Source organism: Burkholderia sp. SIMBA_051 (assembly GCF_046534915.1).
Taxonomy (GTDB): domain Bacteria; phylum Pseudomonadota; class Gammaproteobacteria; order Burkholderiales; family Burkholderiaceae; genus Burkholderia; species Burkholderia ambifaria.
Window position 1 is genome coordinate 245,842 of the sequence record NZ_JAWRXS010000007.1, and the last position, 15,022, is coordinate 260,863.

The following is a 15,022-nucleotide window of genomic DNA, read 5'->3' on the forward strand; positions in this document are numbered from 1 at the left end:
TCGTCACTCTATCATCGATAGAGTGGTCGCCTTGAATCCGTCCCTGATTGCCATCCTCGCCACGGTCTTGCTCGACGCGATCGGCGTCGGGATCGTGATGCCGATCCTCCCCGGGCTGCTGCGCACGCTCGCCGGCGCCGGCAGCACCGACACCCACTATGGGATCCTGCTCGCGCTGTACGCGTTCGCCCAGTTCCTGTGCGCCCCGCTGCTCGGCACGCTGAGCGATCGCTTCGGCCGCCGGCCCGTGCTGCTCGCGTCGCTTGCCGGCGCCGCGCTCGACTACTTGCTGATGGCGCTCGCGCCGACGCTGGCGTGGCTTTACGTCGGGCGGCTGATCGCCGGCATCACCGGTGCGAACGTCGCGGTCGCAACCGCGTACGTGACCGACGTCACGGCCGAACCCGACCGCGCACGGCGCTTCGGCCAGCTCGGCGCGATGATGGGCGTCGGCTTCATAGCGGGCCCGCTGATCGGCGGGTTGTTCGGCGCGCTGCACCTGCGCGCGCCGTTCGTCGCGGCCGCGCTGCTCAATGCGCTGAACCTCGCGCTCGTATGGCGCGCGCTGCCGGAATCACGTCCGCGCGCGGCCCGGGAAAGTCGCGGGCTCGCCACGCTCAACCCGTTCGCCGGCCTGCGCCGGCTGAGCGGCGCGCCCGCGCTCGGCCCGCTGATCGGCATCTACGTGATCGTCGCGCTGGTGTCGCAGGCGCCCGCGACGCTGTGGATTCTGTACGGCCAGGAGCATTTCGGCTGGTCCACGCCCGTCGCCGGGCTGTCGCTCGCCGGCTACGGGGCGTGCCACGCGCTCGCGCAGGCCTTCGCGATCGGGCCGCTGATCGCACGGCTCGGCGAGCGCCGCGCACTCGCGCTGGGCCTCGCGGGCGACGCGCTCGGGCTGGTGGTGATCGCGTTCGCGACGGCCGCATGGGTGCCGTTCGCGCTGCTGCCGCTGTTCGCGGCGGGGGGCATGACGCTGCCGGCGTTGCAGGCGATGCTCGCGCGTCAGGTCGACGATGCCCGCCAAGGCGAACTGCAGGGCACGCTCGCGAGCGTGGCGAGCCTCATCGGCGTCGCCGGGCCGCTCGTCGTCACGACGACCTACGCGGCCAGCCGCGGCACGTGGCCGGGGCTCGTATGGGCCGCGGCCGCGCTGCTCTATCTGCTGGTGCCGCCGTTGCTGGTGGGCGCGCGCCCGACGAGCGCCCCGCGGCCGTCCACGTGACCGGCGGCCAGCTGCCCGGCAGCGCTCACGCCACCTCGCTCACTGCGCGGGCGTCACCAGATTCGCATCGCGCGTGAGCTGCCAGCGGCCATCCGACTTGCGGAAGATCGTCAGCGTATGGCCGGAGCGGCGCACGGTGTCGCCGCCCGGCGGCGTCACGTCGATCTCGATGAAATTGCGCAGGTACGCCCAGTCGCCCATCACGCGCAGTTCGTCGATCCGGTAGCGGCCATCGACCTTCGGCCCGTTGCCGGCCGCCGCGTTCGCGTCGCGCGACGCGGCCGCGAACGCCGCCTTGTCGAACGGCGGCTTGCCGGCCACCATGAAAATCGCGTCGTCGGCGATCAGGTCGAGCACGGTCGCCAGATCGCCGCGCCGGCTCGACACGAACCAGGTTTCTACCAGGTCGCGAATCGCGCGTTCGTCTTCGGTCATCGTCGTTCCTCCTTCGGGGCGCGTCGAGATGCCTGCCCGCGCCAGAAAAAAAGCCGCCCGGATCGACTCCGGGCGGCTTTCGTTGCTGCATCCTGCGTGTGCTGCGTCAGACCACGACCGTCTGCGCCTCGCCTTCGCGGCTCGCACGCACGGTGCCGATCTTCCACACTTGTTCGCCGGCGGCCGTCAGGTCGGCGATCGCCGCGTCGGCATCCGCCGCCGACACGATCACCGCCATGCCGATCCCGCAGTTGAACACGCGGTGCATTTCCGCGTCGGCGACGCCGCCGTGCTCCTGCAGCCACTTGAACAGCGGCGGCAGCGGCCATGCGTTCTGGTCGAGCTCGGCGGTGAGGCCTTCGCGCAGCACGCGCGGAATATTCTCGACGAGACCGCCACCGGTGATGTGGGCCATGCCCTTCACCGGCAGCTTCTGCATCAGCGCGAGCAGCGGCTTCACGTAGATGCGCGTCGGCGCCATCAGCGTGTCGGCCAGCGAGCGGCCATGGAAATCGGCCGACAGGTCGGGGTTCGCGCGCTCGATGATCTTGCGCACCAGCGAGAAGCCGTTCGAGTGGATGCCACTCGATGCGAGGCCGAGCACCACGTCGCCTTCGGCGATCGTGCTGCCGTCGATGATCTTGCTCTTCTCGACCGCGCCGACCGCGAAACCGGCCAGGTCGTATTCGCCGTCCGGGTACATGCCCGGCATTTCGGCCGTCTCGCCGCCGATCAGCGCGCAGCCCGACAGTTCGCAGCCGTGCGCGATGCCCTTGACGACCGTGGCGGCCGTGTCGACGTCGAGCTTGCCGCACGCGAAGTAGTCGAGGAAGAACAGCGGCTCGGCGCCCTGCACGAGGATGTCGTTCACGCTCATCGCGACGAGATCCTGGCCGACGGTGTCGTGTTTGTTCAGATGAAACGCCAGCTTGAGCTTGGTGCCGACGCCGTCGGTGCCCGACACGAGCACGGGCTCCTTGTACTTCTTCGGCACTTCGAACAGCGCGCCGAACCCGCCGATGCCGCCGAGCACGCCGTCGCGCAGGGTTTTCTTCGCAAAAGGCTTGATCTTGTCGATGAGCGCGTCGCCCGCGTCGATGTCGACGCCTGCGTCGCGGTAGGACAGACCCTGAGCGTCGGGAGCGGATTTCGGAGGATTCATGGGGGAATGCGAGAAGGTCGGTAAAATGCGATTTTACCCGAAGCCGGCCCGTTGGCCGGAATTCCCCGCACCGAATCGTCAGGGATTGCATCTTGGTCGACACGTCCCCGTTTTCATCGCTCCGCGAGCCGCGCCGAAACCCGCGCGCCGCCGTGCGTGCGGCCGCGTGTGCAGGCACCGGAGCAGCCCCTCGCGCGTGCCCGGCGTACGGCGCGCGTTTCATCAACCGACCCGCATTGTGACTGTTGTGTCCCGTCAACTGACGCTCGATCTCGGCACGCCGCCGCCCGCCACGTTCGACAACTTCATCATGAATGAAGAGAACGACGAGCTCATCTCGCGGCTTCAGAAGCTCGACCTCGCGCTCGCGGCGGGGCCCGTGCCGGACCGGTCGTTCTATATCTGGGGCGAGCCGGGCAGCGGCCGCACCCACTTGCTGCAGGCGCTCGTGAGCGACGCGTCGTACGGCTACGCGCGCTACCTCACACCGCAGAGCCCGCTCGGCGCGTTCACGTTCGACCCGCGCATCGGCATCTACGCGATCGACGACTGCGACCGGATGAGCGACACGCAGCAGGTCGCGCTGTTCAACCTGTTCAACGAGGTCCGCGCGCACCCGTCGAGCGCGTTCGTCGCGGCGGGCCCGGCGGCGCCGCTCGCGCTCGACGTGCGCGAGGATCTGCGCACGCGCCTCGGCTGGGGGCTCGTGTTCCACCTGTCGCCGCCGTCCGACGCCGGCAAGATCGCCGTGCTGAAGCTCGCGGCCAAGGAGCGCGGGATCGCGCTCACCGACGACATCGCCGCCTATCTGCTGACCCATTTCCGCCGCGACATGCCGAGCCTGATGGCGCTGCTCGACGCGCTCGACCGCTTCTCGCTCGAGCAGAAACGCGCCGTCACGCTGCCCTTGCTGCGCCGGATGCTGGCGCGCCCCGGCGACGACATCGCACCGCCCGGCACAGGCCCCAACCGCTTCGAGTAAAATGCGCATCCATGACTAATCTGGCACTCTTTGACCTCGATCACACGCTGATCCCGACCGATAGCGACCACGAATGGGGTCGCTTCATGGTGAAGCTCGGCATCGTCGACGCGGAAAGCTTCTCGCGTCAGAACGATCAGTTCTTCGCCGACTACAAGGCCGGCAAGCTCGACATCCATGCGTATCTGTGCGCGATGCTCACGCCGCTCGCGAAGTACTCGCGCGCGCAGCTCGCCGAATGGCACGAGCAGTACATGCACGAGGTGATCCGCCCCGCGATGACGCCCGCCGCGCTCGAACTCGTGCGCAAGCACGTCGATGCCGGCGATCTGTGCTGCGTCGTGACGGCGACCAACGAATTCATCACGCGTCCGATCGCGACCGCGTTCGGCGTCGACACGCTGATCGCGTGCGAGGTCGAAACGACCGACGGGCACCCCGACTCGCCGTACACGGGCCGGCCGACCGGCACGCCGAGCTATCGCGAAGGCAAGATCGTACGCACCGAAGCATGGCTCGCGTCGCTCGGCAAGCACTGGGACGACTTCGAACACAGCTACTTCTACAGCGACTCGCACAACGACATTCCGTTGCTCGAGAAAGTCACCGACCCGATCGCGACCAACCCCGACGACACGCTGCGTGCGCATGCAAGCAACCGCGGCTGGCGCATCCTGGATCTCTTCTGAACGTCGTGATCAAAAAATTCATTCGCAAGCTGCTCGGCCAGGACGATGCCGAACAAACGTCACCCGTCGAGGCGCCCGCCGTCGAAACGGCCCCCGCTCCGCGCCCCGCGAAGGCTAGCCGCGGCGGCGCCGCCGCCAAAAAGCCGCGCGGCAATCACGAACCGACCGTCGTGCCGGCCAGCGTGCACCAGATCGATCCGTCATTGATCTCGCGGAACGCGGTGCGCGTGACCGACACGCTGCAGCAGGCGGGTTTTCGCGCGTTCATCGTCGGCGGCGCGGTGCGCGACCTGCTGCTCGGCATCGCGCCGAAGGACTTCGACGTCGCGACCGACGCGACGCCGACCGAGGTGCAGCGCCTGTTCCGCCGTGCGCGCCTGATCGGCCGCCGCTTCCAGATCGTCCACGTGCAGTTCGGCCAGGAACTGATCGAGGTGTCGACGTTCCGCGCCATGGTCGACGCGCCGCCCGAAGCCGCCGCTGCCGAGCCGCCGAAGCGGCTGAAGCGCGACGAACTCGATCGCCGCACGCATGCGGTGGATGCAAGCGGCCGCGTGCTGCGCGACAACGTCTGGGGCGAACAGCACGAAGACGCCGCGCGCCGCGACTTCACGATCAACGCGATGTACTACGACCCGTCGACGCAGACAGTGCTCGACTACCACGACGGGATGGCCGACATCCGCGCCCGCCTGCTGCGGATGATCGGCGATCCGGCCACGCGCTATCGCGAGGATCCGGTGCGGATGCTGCGCGTCGTGCGCTTCGCGGCGAAGCTCGGCTTCGAGATCGAGACGCACACGCGCGAACCGATCAACGCGTTGGCCGACCTGATCAACAACGTGCCGGCCGCGCGCCTGTTCGACGAAATGCTGAAGCTGCTGCTGTCGGGCCAGGCGCTCGCGTGCCTGCAGCGGCTGCGCAAGGAAGGCCTGCACCACGGGCTGCTGCCGCTCCTCGACGTCGTGCTCGAACAGCCGCAGGGCGAGAAGTTCATCACGCTCGCGCTGAACAATACCGACGCGCGCGTGCGCGCCGGCAAGACGGTGTCGCCGGGCTTCCTGTTCGCGACGCTGCTGTGGCACGACATGCGTCAGCGCTTCGAACAATACACGGCCGAAGGCGAAATCCCGGTACCGGCGCTCCATCGCGCGATGGACGACGTGATCGACATGCAGACCGAGAAGCTCGCGATCCACAAGCGCTACTCGGCCGACATGCGCGAAATCTGGGGCCTGCAGTTGCGCCTGGAAAAACGCTCGGGCCGCAGCGCGATGCGGCTGCTGGAACACCAAAGGTTTAGAGCGGGGTATGATTTCCTCCTGTTACGCTGCGAATCCGGCGAGCTGGAAGCAGCTGTCGGCCAGTGGTGGACGGATTTCATCGAAGGCGACGCAGCCGCTCGTGAGGCACTCCTCACGCAGGGTGGCTCGAAGGAAAAATCGCCCCGCAAGCGGCGCCGCCGCGGCGGTGTGCGAAACCGCAAGCCGGACGAAGGCGCAGCCGAGCAGGCGCCGGACACCGCAGGCGGTACCGCGAGCGGTTCCGACGACTGACGCGCGCGCCGGCGAACGACGTAGGAAGTGATGCCATGACGGTTGCATATATCGGACTGGGGGCGAATCTCGGCGATGCACGCCAGACCCTGAAGGACGCGGTGGTGTGCCTTGCGCAGCAGCGCACCATCTCGATCCTCGGCAAGTCGAGCCTGTATCGCACGGCGCCCTTCGAGGCGGGCGGCGACGATTACTACAACTGCGTCGTCAAGCTCGACACGACGCTGTCGGCCCGCGAGCTGCTCGCGCTCTGCCAGAAGATCGAACATCACTTCGGGCGCGAGCGCCCGTATCGCAACGCGCCGCGCACGCTCGACCTCGACATCCTGCTGTTCGGCACCGACTCGATCGACGAACCCGACCTCATCGTCCCGCATCCGCGCCTCACCGATCGCGCCTTCGCGCTCGTGCCGCTCGTCGAGATCGAGCCGGCGCTCGACATTCCGGCGCGCGGCCGCGCCGATGCGTTCCTCGCCGCCGTCGCCGACCAGCGCGTCGAGAAGGTGCAGACCTGTCAATGCCTGATGCAGAAGGCCCTGGCCGCCGGCGCAGACGCCGACAAGAACCGCTGCCCATGAACCCCACTCCACTGACCGTCACCGCCCCCGACCTGCGCGCCCCCCATCGCTATCTCGTGATCGAAGGCCCGATCGGCGTCGGCAAGACGACGCTCGCGCGTCTGCTCGGCGAGCGCTGGTCGATGCAGGCGCTGCTCGAACGCCCGCAGGACAACCCGTTCCTCGAACGCTTCTACCGCGACACCGCGCGCTACGCGCTGCCCGCGCAGCTGTCGTTCGCGCTGCAGCGCGCGCAGCAGGCGCGCGAACTGATCGGCGCGCTCGATACGGGCCGGCCCGTCGTCGCCGACTACATGCCGCAGAAGAACGACATCTTCGCGCGGCTGAACCTGCCGGAAGACGAATGGCAGCTGTATCGGTCGATCGCGACGCACCTCGATGTGCCGCAGGCGCCCGCGCCCGATCTCGTCGTCTACCTGCAGGCGAGCCCCGAGGTGCTGTTCTCGCGCATCCAGAAGCGCGGGCTGCCGATGGAACTGCAGATCAGCGACGCATATCTGCGCTCGCTCGTCGACGCGTACAACGAATTCTTCTATCACTACGACCGCACGCCGGTACTGACGGTCGCAGCCGAACACCTGAACCCGCAGGATTCCCCCGAAGACCTCGCGCTGCTGATCGAGCGCATCGAGACGATGCGCGGCCGCAAGGAATCCTTCGTCAAGGGCGAGACGACGCGCTGACGCGTCCTCGCCCGTCGTTTTCACCATCGAACCGGATTTCCCATGACCTATCTCCAGGAATCGAGCCGGCCTGCCGTCACGGTGCCGAAGCTGCAGGCAATGCGCGATGCCGGCGAGAAGATCGCGATGCTCACCTGCTACGACGCGAGCTTTGCCGCGCTGCTCGACCGCTCGGGCGTCGACGTGCTGCTGATCGGCGATTCGCTCGGCAACGTACTGCAGGGCCACACGACCACGCTGCCCGTGTCGCTCGACGACATCGCGTACCACACCGCCTGTGTCGCGCGTGCGCAGCCGCGCGCGCTGATCATCGCCGACCTGCCGTTCGGCACCTACGGCACGCCGGCCGAGGCATTCGCGAGCGCCGTGAAGCTGATGCGCGCCGGTGCGCAGATGATCAAGCTCGAAGGCGGCGAGTGGCTCGCCGAAACGATCCGCTTCCTCGTCGAGCGTGCGGTGCCCGTGTGTGCGCACGTCGGCCTCACGCCGCAGTCGGTGCACGCGTTCGGCGGCTTCAAGGTACAGGGCAAGACCGAGGCCGGCGCCGCGCAACTGCTGCGCGACGCGCGCGCGGTCGAGGATGCCGGTGCGCAACTCGTCGTGCTCGAAGCGGTGCCGACGCTCGTCGCATCCGAAGTCACGCATATGCTCAGGATTCCGACGATCGGCATCGGCGCAGGCACCGACTGCTCGGGCCAGGTGCTCGTGCTACACGACATGCTGGGCATTTTCCCCGGCAAGCGTCCGCGCTTCGTGAAGGACTTCATGCAGGGCCAGCCGACCATTCAGGCGGCCGTCGAAGCCTATGTGCACGCGGTGAAGGACAGTTCGTTCCCCGGCCCGGAACATTCGTTCTGACGCACGTCCGGCGACTCGTTCGCCGGCGCCGTCTCGATACAAAAAAGCGCGGCACCCTTTGCGGGGTGCCGCGCTTTTTTGTCCGGACGCCCGGTTGCCGAAGGTGTGCGGCACCGGTCCTTCGGGCACGCTGCCCGAACCCTCAGTGCGTCATGTCAATACGGCGTCGAGCGCGCCACGCAGCGCGTTGGTCAGCAGCAGCGCTTGCGCGCGCGCAAGGTCGTCACGCGTGACGATACGCTCCACCGCGCCGAACGCGCGGTCGTCGAGCAGCACGCCGCGCATCACGCCCGGCAGCACACCACTCGCCAGCGGCGGCGTCACCCACTGGCCGTCCAGCTTCACGAACAGGTTCGAGCGGCCGCCTTCCGTCACCTCGCCGCGCTCGTTGACGAACAGCATGTCGAAGCCGCCGATCGCTTCGGCCGCCTGCCATGCACGGTCGTATTCCGCGCGGCGCGTGGTCTTGTGCAGCAGCAGCGCATCGTCGTTGCGGGTCGGCGCGAAGCCGTGCTCGGACGCGAGCATCACGCGGACCGGCCCCGCAGGCAGCGGCTTCAGCGGCGCGGCCGTGATCTCGACCGCGCCGTCCTTCGCGAGTGCGAGCTTCATCCGGTACGGGCCGTCGCCGTCGAGCGCCGCGCAGCGCACATCGACCTCGCGACGCAACGCGTCGGCGTCGAGGCGGAAGCCGAACGCGTCGGCGCTACCCTGCAGCCGCGCAAGATGGCGCTCGAAATACCGGATACCGTCCACACGCGTGGCCGCGGTGGTTTCGAACAACTGGAAGCCGGGATCGGCATCGGTCAGGAATCGTGCTTTCAATTCACACTCCGCATATTCGTCGGCGGCCACGCTGTCGAGCACGATGCCCGCGCCGACCCCCATCGTGCCGCGCCGACGCCCGGCCCGGCGAGCCGCAGCCTCACCCGCGTCGACCGTTGCGACAGCATCGATACCGACCGCTTCGAGCGTGAGCGTCCGGATCGCGACCGACAGGCAGAAATCGCCGCAGCCGGCCCCGCCGTCGGGCGCCGCACCGCCTGTCGACTGGCCTTCCTTCCGCGCATCGAGCCAGCCGATCGCGCCCGTATAGAGTCCGCGCGGCGTCGACTCGATCGCGTCGATCAGTTCCATCGTCTTGTGCTTCGGCGCACCGGTGATCGATCCGCATGGAAACAGCGCGCGCAGCATCTGCGCGAACGTCGTCCCGTCGCGCCAGCCGGCCTCGATCGTCGACGTCATCTGCCACACCGATGCATACGGCTCGACCGAGAACAGCGCCGGCACCTTGACCGTGCCCGTGCGCGCGATCCGCGACACGTCGTTGCGCAGCAAGTCGACGATCATCACATTTTCCGCGCGGTTCTTCGGATCGTTCGCAAGGAACGCGGCGGCCGCCGCATCGTCACGCGGATCGGCCGAGCGCGGCGCGGTGCCCTTCATCGGCCGCGCGCGCAGTACGTCGCCGTGCTTCTCGACGAACAGCTCCGGCGAGCACGACACGACCCACGCGCCGCAAGGCAGCGCGATCAGCGCGCCGTAACGCACGGGCTGACGCGCGCGCAGCCGCCGGTACAGCGCGATCGGCGTGCCGAACATGTCGAAATTCAGCCGGTACGTGTAGTTGATCTGGTACGAGTCGCCCGCACGCAGTGCTTCGTGCACGGCGGCGATCGCCGCGTCGAACGCGTCGCGCGACACGCTCTTCGCGACGTGCGCGACGCCGGCGATCGACGGCGGGCCGCCGCCATCCTGCTGCGCGAGCCACGCGTCGACTTCGTCGCGCGACAGGCGCTCGCAGCGCGCATACAGCAAAAAGCGCAGCGGGGCATGGCCCGGCTGCGCTCTTTCCAGATTGCGTCCGAATTCGTAATCGCCGACGACCACCGCATGCAGCCCGTCGCGCAGATCCTGCGCCACCGCCGCATCGACTTCGTCGAGCCGCGCCGGATCCGTGCATACGCGTTCGCGCACGAAACCGGAATACAAACGACTCGACCGCGCAACCGCGGTCGAGTCGCAATCGTCCAAGAGCGCGAATGACGCGCTCTCGTTGCCTTCAGTCATGCCGTTACTCGAAGAAGCTCTTCACCCGGTCGAACCAGCTCTTGCTCTGCGGGCTATGACGCGCACCGCCCTCGGCCAGCGACTTCTCGAACTGCTTGAGCAGGTCGCGCTGCTGGTCGGTCAGCTTCACAGGCGTCTCGACCTGCACGTGTACGTACAGATCGCCCGCGATGCTCGAACGCAGACCCTTGATGCCCTTGCCGCGCAGGCGGAACGTCTTGCCCGACTGCGTGCCTTCCGGCACCGGGAACGACGCGCGGCCGGCCAGCGTCGGCACCTCGATCTCGCCGCCGAGTGCGGCGGTCGTGAACGGGATCGGCATCTGGCAGTGCAGATCGTCGCCGTCGCGCTCGAACACCGAATGCGGCTTGATGTGGATCTCGACGTACAGATCGCCCGGCGGCCCGCCGTTGATGCCTGGCTCGCCGTTGCCGGCCGAGCGGATCCGCATCCCGTCGTCGATGCCGGCCGGGATCTTCACTTCCAGCGTCTTGGTTTCCTTCACCTTGCCCGACCCGTGGCAGTGCACGCACGGTTCAGGGATGTAGGTGCCGGTGCCGTGGCACTTCGGACAGGTCTGCTGGATGCTGAAGAAACCCTGCGACATGCGCACCGTGCCCTGGCCGTGACAGGTCGGGCAGGTTTCCGGCTTCGTGCCGGGCTTCGCGCCCGAGCCGTGACAGACTTCGCACGACACCCAGCTCGGCACGCGGATCTGCGTGTCGTAGCCGTGCGCGGCCTGCTCGAGCGTGATTTCCATGCTGTAGCGCAGGTCGGCGCCGCGATACACCTGCGGGCCGCCGCGGCCGCCGCGTGCGGCGCCGCCCGCGGCCTGGCCGAAGATGTCGCCGAAGATATCGCCGAACGCATCCGCGAAACCGCCGAAACCCTGGCCGCCCGCACCGCCCATGTTCGGATCGACGCCCGCGTGGCCGTACTGGTCGTACGCCGCCCGCTTCTGGCCGTCCGACAGCATTTCATAGGCTTCCTTCGCCTCCTTGAAATGCTCTTCCGCATCCTTGCTGTCCGGATTGCGGTCAGGGTGATACTTCATCGCAAGCTTGCGATATGCCTTCTTGATTTCGTCGTCGCTCGCGTTCTTCGCGACGCCCAGAACCTCGTAGTAATCCCGTTTCGCCATATCGATTCATGTGCCTTCGCGCGTCGCACGCGCGGCGGCTCCTTTCGCCCGCAGTAAAGTCTCTCGACTCGTCTGGCGCTGCGCCGTCCGCGGACGGCTCGCGCAGCACCCGCCAAAAAACAAATGTGCCCGGAGGGCCGCGAAGCCCGCCAGGCGTGGAGTCGATCCGGCCATCCGGAAGGGAAAGACAGACCGCTGTTCAACCGCGCCGCGCGCGTATCGCGCGCGGCGTGCGGTGCCATGGCAACCTGGCTTAGTCCTTCTTCACTTCCTTGAACTCGGCGTCGACGACGTCGTCGGCGGCCTGCTGCGCACCACCCGCGTGGGCCGCGCCTTCCGCTGCACCCGCCGCGCCGGCCGCACCGGCCTGCTGCGCCTGCATGTCGGCGTACATCTTTTCGCCGAGCTTCTGCGAAACCTGACCGAGTTCCTCGACCTTCGCGTCGATCGCCGCCTTGTCGGCCGACGTATCCTTCAGCGCGTCCTCGAGCGACTTCAGCGCCGCTTCGATCTTCTCCTTCTCGCCCGCGTCCAGCTTGTCACCGTACTCGGTGAGCGCCTTCTTCGTGCTGTGGACCAGCGCGTCGCCCTGGTTGCGCGAATCAGCCAGCTCGCGCAGCTTGTGGTCTTCCGCTGCGTTCGCTTCCGCGTCCTTGATCATTTGATCGATTTCGGCGTCGGTCAGGCCCGAGTTCGCCTTGATCGTGATCTTGTTTTCCTTGCCGGTCGCCTTGTCCTTCGCGCCGACGTGCAGAATGCCGTTCGCGTCGATGTCGAAGGTCACTTCGATCTGCGGCACGCCGCGCGGCGACGGCGGGATGCCTTCGAGGTTGAACTCGCCGAGCAGCTTGTTGCCTGCCGCCATCTCGCGTTCGCCCTGGAACACCTTGATCGTCACGGCCGACTGGTTGTCGTCCGCCGTCGAATACACCTGTGCGTGCTTCGTCGGGATCGTCGTGTTCTTGCTGATCATCTTCGTCATCACGCCGCCGAGCGTCTCGATACCGAGCGACAGCGGGGTCACGTCGAGCAGCAGCACGTCCTTGCGGTCGCCCGACAGCACCTGGCCCTGGATCGCCGCGCCAACCGCGACGGCTTCGTCCGGGTTCACGTCACGGCGCGGATCCTTGCCGAAGAACTCCTTCACCTTCTCCTGCACCTTCGGCATGCGGGTCTGGCCGCCGACCAGGATCACGTCGTCGATGTCCGACACCTTGACGCCGGCGTCCTTGATCGCGATGCGGCACGGTTCGATCGTGCGCTCGACGAGGTCCTCGACCAGCGCTTCCAGCTTCGCGCGGGTGATCTTCAGGTTCAAGTGCTTCGGACCCGATGCGTCGGCCGTGATGTACGGCAGGTTGATTTCGGTCTGCTGGCTCGACGACAGCTCGATCTTCGCCTTTTCGGCCGCTTCCTTCAGGCGCTGCAGTGCGAGCACGTCCTTCGACAGGTCGACGCCCTGCTCCTTCTTGAACTCGCCGATGATGTAATCGATGATGCGCTGGTCGAAGTCCTCGCCGCCGAGGAACGTGTCGCCGTTGGTCGACAGCACTTCGAACTGCATTTCGCCGTCGACGTCCGCGATCTCGATGATCGACACGTCGAACGTGCCGCCGCCGAGGTCATACACGGCGATCTTGCGGTCGCCCTTCTCGGCCTTGTCGAGGCCGAATGCGAGCGCGGCCGCGGTCGGCTCGTTGATGATCCGCTTGACTTCGAGGCCCGCGATGCGGCCGGCGTCCTTGGTGGCCTGGCGCTGGCTGTCGTTGAAGTACGCCGGCACCGTGATCACGGCTTCCGTGACCGGCTCGCCGAGGTAGTCTTCGGCCGTCTTCTTCATCTTGCGCAGCACTTCCGCCGAAACCTGCGGCGGCGCGAGCTTCTCGCCGTGCGCTTCGACCCATGCGTCGCCGTTGTCGGCCTTGATGATCGCGTACGGCATCAGGCCGATGTCCTTCTGGACTTCCTTCTCTTCGAAGCGGCGGCCGATCAGGCGCTTCACGGCGAACAGCGTGTTCCGCGGGTTGGTCACGGACTGGCGCTTGGCCGGCGCGCCGACGAGCACTTCGTTATCGTCCATGTAGGCGATGATCGACGGCGTCGTGCGCGTGCCTTCCGAGTTCTCGATGACCTTGACCTGGTTGCCTTCCATGATGGCGACGCACGAGTTCGTGGTGCCGAGGTCAATACCGATGATCTTTCCCATTTTCCTAATCTCCAGAAATGCTTGTTTGCTGCGCGAAACCCCGCGTTTTTGGGCGGTTTCGCGCGCCTGAATTCAACTCTGTTCCCGAAATGCGTCCGGCCGGCCCGTTTTCAAGACCCGCCCAGCGATGCGGATATTAAATTTTTTCAATCGGCGCCGGTAGCTGGATCGTGCGGGCCGCCGTCGGGCTCCGCGGGCTGCGCGCCGGCCGCGGCGATCTTCGCGCGCGCCGCCGACACCGCTGCCTGGAACTGCGCGAGGCCATGCCAGCCGGTCGCGCGGCCGAGCCGCTTGCCGCGGTGGAAGAAGAACCACGTCGGCACGCCGTGCAGGCCGAAGCGGCGCCCAAGCTCCGGGTATTCGTACACGTTGCAGTGGAACCACTTCAGGCCCAGCGCGCGGATCGCGTCCGGCTGGGCGAGCATCGCCTTCTTCGCGATCTCGCAATTGAAGCAGTCGACGCCCCAGAAGAACACCACGGCGAGCGCATCGCCGGCGCCGGCGACACCGGCGTCGAACGTGTCGGGCGCCAGCGCCTGCATGTCGAACGCGTTGAACGCGGCCGGATCGACGCCGGCGGGAATCATCGCGGCAGCCTTACTTCGGCTGGGCGACCGTGACGAGCGCCGGGCGCAGCACGCGGTCGGCGATCATGTAGCCCTTTTGCAGAACCGTCACGACGGTATTCGGCTCCTGCTCGGCCGGCACCATCGAAATCGCCTGGTGCTGGTGCGGATCGAACTTCTCGCCAACCGGGTTGATCGCGACGACGCGGCCCTTCTCGAGCGCGCTCGTCAGCTGGCGCAGCGTCAGCTCGACGCCTTCGCGCACCTTCGTGATGTCGCCGGACGTGTCGCCGACGGCCGCTTCGAGGCTGTCCAGCACCGGCAGCAGGTGCTCGGCGAAGCTCTCGATCGCAAACTTGTGCGCCTTCGAGACGTCGTCCTGCGCGCGGCGGCGGACGTTCTCCGTCTCGGCCTTCGCCCGGAGATAGCTCTCCTGCAGCTCGGCGACCTTGGCTTGAGCCTCCGCGAGCGCCGCGTCGGCTGCTTCGGCGGCGGGAGCAGCGCCTTGCGCCGCCTGCTTCTCGCTGCCGATGTCGTCGGCCGAAGGGGTAGCCGGGTTCTCTTGCGTGTTTTCCATGTCGCTGAAAGTCGATTAGAGGTTGAAGCCAAATCGGCAACCGCCGGACCGTATACCCGGCGGCACCGCACATTCACGGTGCAAATAAGGGCGAAAACTGCGACTTCAAGAGGGTTATTCGCCGGCATTCGCCAATGCCGAGAAACAACCGCGCTGCGCGCCGCCCCATTGCGCGCATTTGCCGCCAAACCGGACGAAACGGCCGGTAACAACGCTTACCTGACTAGTACTAGCTCGGCTCGAGGGGCTGCACTACACTCCAACTCAAGCGTCGGAAAGCGTGTTTACCCCTAG

At 67.2% G+C, this 15,022-nt stretch carries 14 protein-coding genes; 7 read left to right on the forward strand and 7 right to left on the reverse strand.

Going from position 1 to position 15,022, the window contains the following annotated elements; all coding sequences use genetic code 11:
- Positions 1 to 31: 31 nt before the first annotated feature.
- Positions 32 to 1,225, forward strand: a complete 1,194-nt coding sequence (gene tet, locus SB771_RS19275) for a Tet(A)/Tet(B)/Tet(C) family tetracycline efflux MFS transporter (RefSeq protein WP_175661472.1) — start codon at positions 32 to 34, stop codon at positions 1,223 to 1,225.
- 39 nt (positions 1,226 to 1,264) lie between these two features.
- On the opposite strand, the gene SB771_RS19280 is transcribed toward tet, so the two are convergent.
- Positions 1,265 to 1,660, reverse strand: a complete 396-nt coding sequence (locus SB771_RS19280; RefSeq protein WP_175661473.1) for a YybH family protein — start codon at positions 1,658 to 1,660, stop codon at positions 1,265 to 1,267.
- Positions 1,661 to 1,766: 106 nt separating this feature from the next.
- Positions 1,767 to 2,822 carry a phosphoribosylformylglycinamidine cyclo-ligase gene (purM, locus tag SB771_RS19285; protein ID WP_006750666.1) on the reverse strand — a complete coding sequence of 352 codons (1,056 nt, stop codon included), beginning with the start codon at positions 2,820 to 2,822 and terminating at the stop codon, positions 1,767 to 1,769.
- A 247-nt stretch (positions 2,823 to 3,069) separates the two neighbouring features.
- On the opposite strand from purM, the gene hda reads away from it, so the two are divergent.
- From hda to panB, 6 genes are read left to right on the forward strand one after another with little or no spacing between them, the layout of a single operon-like run.
- Positions 3,070 to 3,804, forward strand: coding sequence for a DnaA regulatory inactivator Hda (gene hda / locus SB771_RS19290; RefSeq protein ID WP_006760485.1), 735 nt, complete (start codon positions 3,070 to 3,072; stop codon positions 3,802 to 3,804).
- Positions 3,805 to 3,815: 11 nt separating this feature from the next.
- Positions 3,816 to 4,493: an HAD family hydrolase gene (locus SB771_RS19295; RefSeq protein ID WP_011656045.1), complete on the forward strand. Its 678-nt coding sequence runs from the start codon at positions 3,816 to 3,818 to the stop codon at positions 4,491 to 4,493.
- Positions 4,494 to 4,498: 5 nt separating this feature from the next.
- Positions 4,499 to 6,049, forward strand: coding sequence for a polynucleotide adenylyltransferase PcnB (gene pcnB, locus SB771_RS19300; protein ID WP_175661474.1), 1,551 nt, complete (start codon positions 4,499 to 4,501; stop codon positions 6,047 to 6,049).
- A gap of 35 nt (positions 6,050 to 6,084) precedes the next feature.
- A complete protein-coding gene (folK, locus tag SB771_RS19305; RefSeq protein WP_006750662.1) occupies positions 6,085 to 6,627 on the forward strand; it encodes a 2-amino-4-hydroxy-6-hydroxymethyldihydropteridine diphosphokinase in 543 nt (180 codons plus the stop codon).
- Positions 6,624 to 7,310: a deoxynucleoside kinase gene (locus SB771_RS19310; RefSeq protein WP_175661475.1), complete on the forward strand. Its 687-nt coding sequence runs from the start codon at positions 6,624 to 6,626 to the stop codon at positions 7,308 to 7,310. Before folK ends, SB771_RS19310 begins: the two co-directional genes overlap by 4 nt.
- A gap of 42 nt (positions 7,311 to 7,352) precedes the next feature.
- Positions 7,353 to 8,168 carry a 3-methyl-2-oxobutanoate hydroxymethyltransferase gene (panB, locus tag SB771_RS19315; RefSeq protein WP_175661476.1) on the forward strand — a complete coding sequence of 272 codons (816 nt, stop codon included), beginning with the start codon at positions 7,353 to 7,355 and terminating at the stop codon, positions 8,166 to 8,168.
- A gap of 150 nt (positions 8,169 to 8,318) precedes the next feature.
- Here the strand turns inward: panB and SB771_RS19320 are convergent, their stop codons facing one another.
- From SB771_RS19320 to grpE, 5 genes are all read right to left on the reverse strand, one after another.
- Positions 8,319 to 10,238 carry a chorismate-binding protein gene (locus tag SB771_RS19320; RefSeq protein WP_175661477.1) on the reverse strand — a complete coding sequence of 640 codons (1,920 nt, stop codon included), beginning with the start codon at positions 10,236 to 10,238 and terminating at the stop codon, positions 8,319 to 8,321.
- Between the two features lie 4 nt (positions 10,239 to 10,242).
- The gene (gene dnaJ / locus SB771_RS19325) at positions 10,243 to 11,379 is read right to left on the reverse strand and encodes a molecular chaperone DnaJ (RefSeq protein ID WP_011656039.1); all 1,137 of its coding nucleotides are present in this window, start codon (positions 11,377 to 11,379) and stop codon (positions 10,243 to 10,245) included.
- Positions 11,380 to 11,632: 253 nt separating this feature from the next.
- Complete coding sequence (dnaK, locus tag SB771_RS19330) at positions 11,633 to 13,585, reverse strand: molecular chaperone DnaK (RefSeq protein WP_011656038.1); 1,953 nt, start codon at positions 13,583 to 13,585, stop codon at positions 11,633 to 11,635.
- Between the two features lie 146 nt (positions 13,586 to 13,731).
- The gene (locus SB771_RS19335; RefSeq protein ID WP_175661478.1) at positions 13,732 to 14,172 is read right to left on the reverse strand and encodes a thioredoxin family protein; all 441 of its coding nucleotides are present in this window, start codon (positions 14,170 to 14,172) and stop codon (positions 13,732 to 13,734) included.
- Between the two features lie 10 nt (positions 14,173 to 14,182).
- On the reverse strand, positions 14,183 to 14,728 hold the full coding sequence (gene grpE, locus SB771_RS19340) for a nucleotide exchange factor GrpE (RefSeq protein WP_006752736.1): 546 nt from the start codon (positions 14,726 to 14,728) through the stop codon (positions 14,183 to 14,185).
- Between the last annotated feature and the right edge of the window lie 294 nt (positions 14,729 to 15,022).

Bases quoted from the DNA above. Each gene is read 5' to 3' on its own strand.
- panB (WP_175661476.1), top strand. From the start codon at position 7,353: ATGACCTATCTCCAGGAATCGAGCCGGCCTGCCGTCACGGTGCCGAAG.
- SB771_RS19335 (WP_175661478.1), bottom strand. From the start codon at position 14,172: ATGATTCCCGCCGGCGTCGATCCGGCCGCGTTCAACGCGTTCGACATG.
- grpE (WP_006752736.1), bottom strand. From the start codon at position 14,728: ATGGAAAACACGCAAGAGAACCCGGCTACCCCTTCGGCCGACGACATC.
- SB771_RS19310 (WP_175661475.1), top strand. From the start codon at position 6,624: ATGAACCCCACTCCACTGACCGTCACCGCCCCCGACCTGCGCGCCCCC.
- dnaK (WP_011656038.1), bottom strand. From the start codon at position 13,585: ATGGGAAAGATCATCGGTATTGACCTCGGCACCACGAACTCGTGCGTC.
- SB771_RS19320 (WP_175661477.1), bottom strand. From the start codon at position 10,238: ATGACTGAAGGCAACGAGAGCGCGTCATTCGCGCTCTTGGACGATTGC.
- dnaJ (WP_011656039.1), bottom strand. From the start codon at position 11,379: ATGGCGAAACGGGATTACTACGAGGTTCTGGGCGTCGCGAAGAACGCG.
- SB771_RS19295 (WP_011656045.1), top strand. From the start codon at position 3,816: ATGACTAATCTGGCACTCTTTGACCTCGATCACACGCTGATCCCGACC.
- folK (WP_006750662.1), top strand. From the start codon at position 6,085: ATGACGGTTGCATATATCGGACTGGGGGCGAATCTCGGCGATGCACGC.
- purM (WP_006750666.1), bottom strand. From the start codon at position 2,822: ATGAATCCTCCGAAATCCGCTCCCGACGCTCAGGGTCTGTCCTACCGC.
- SB771_RS19280 (WP_175661473.1), bottom strand. From the start codon at position 1,660: ATGACCGAAGACGAACGCGCGATTCGCGACCTGGTAGAAACCTGGTTC.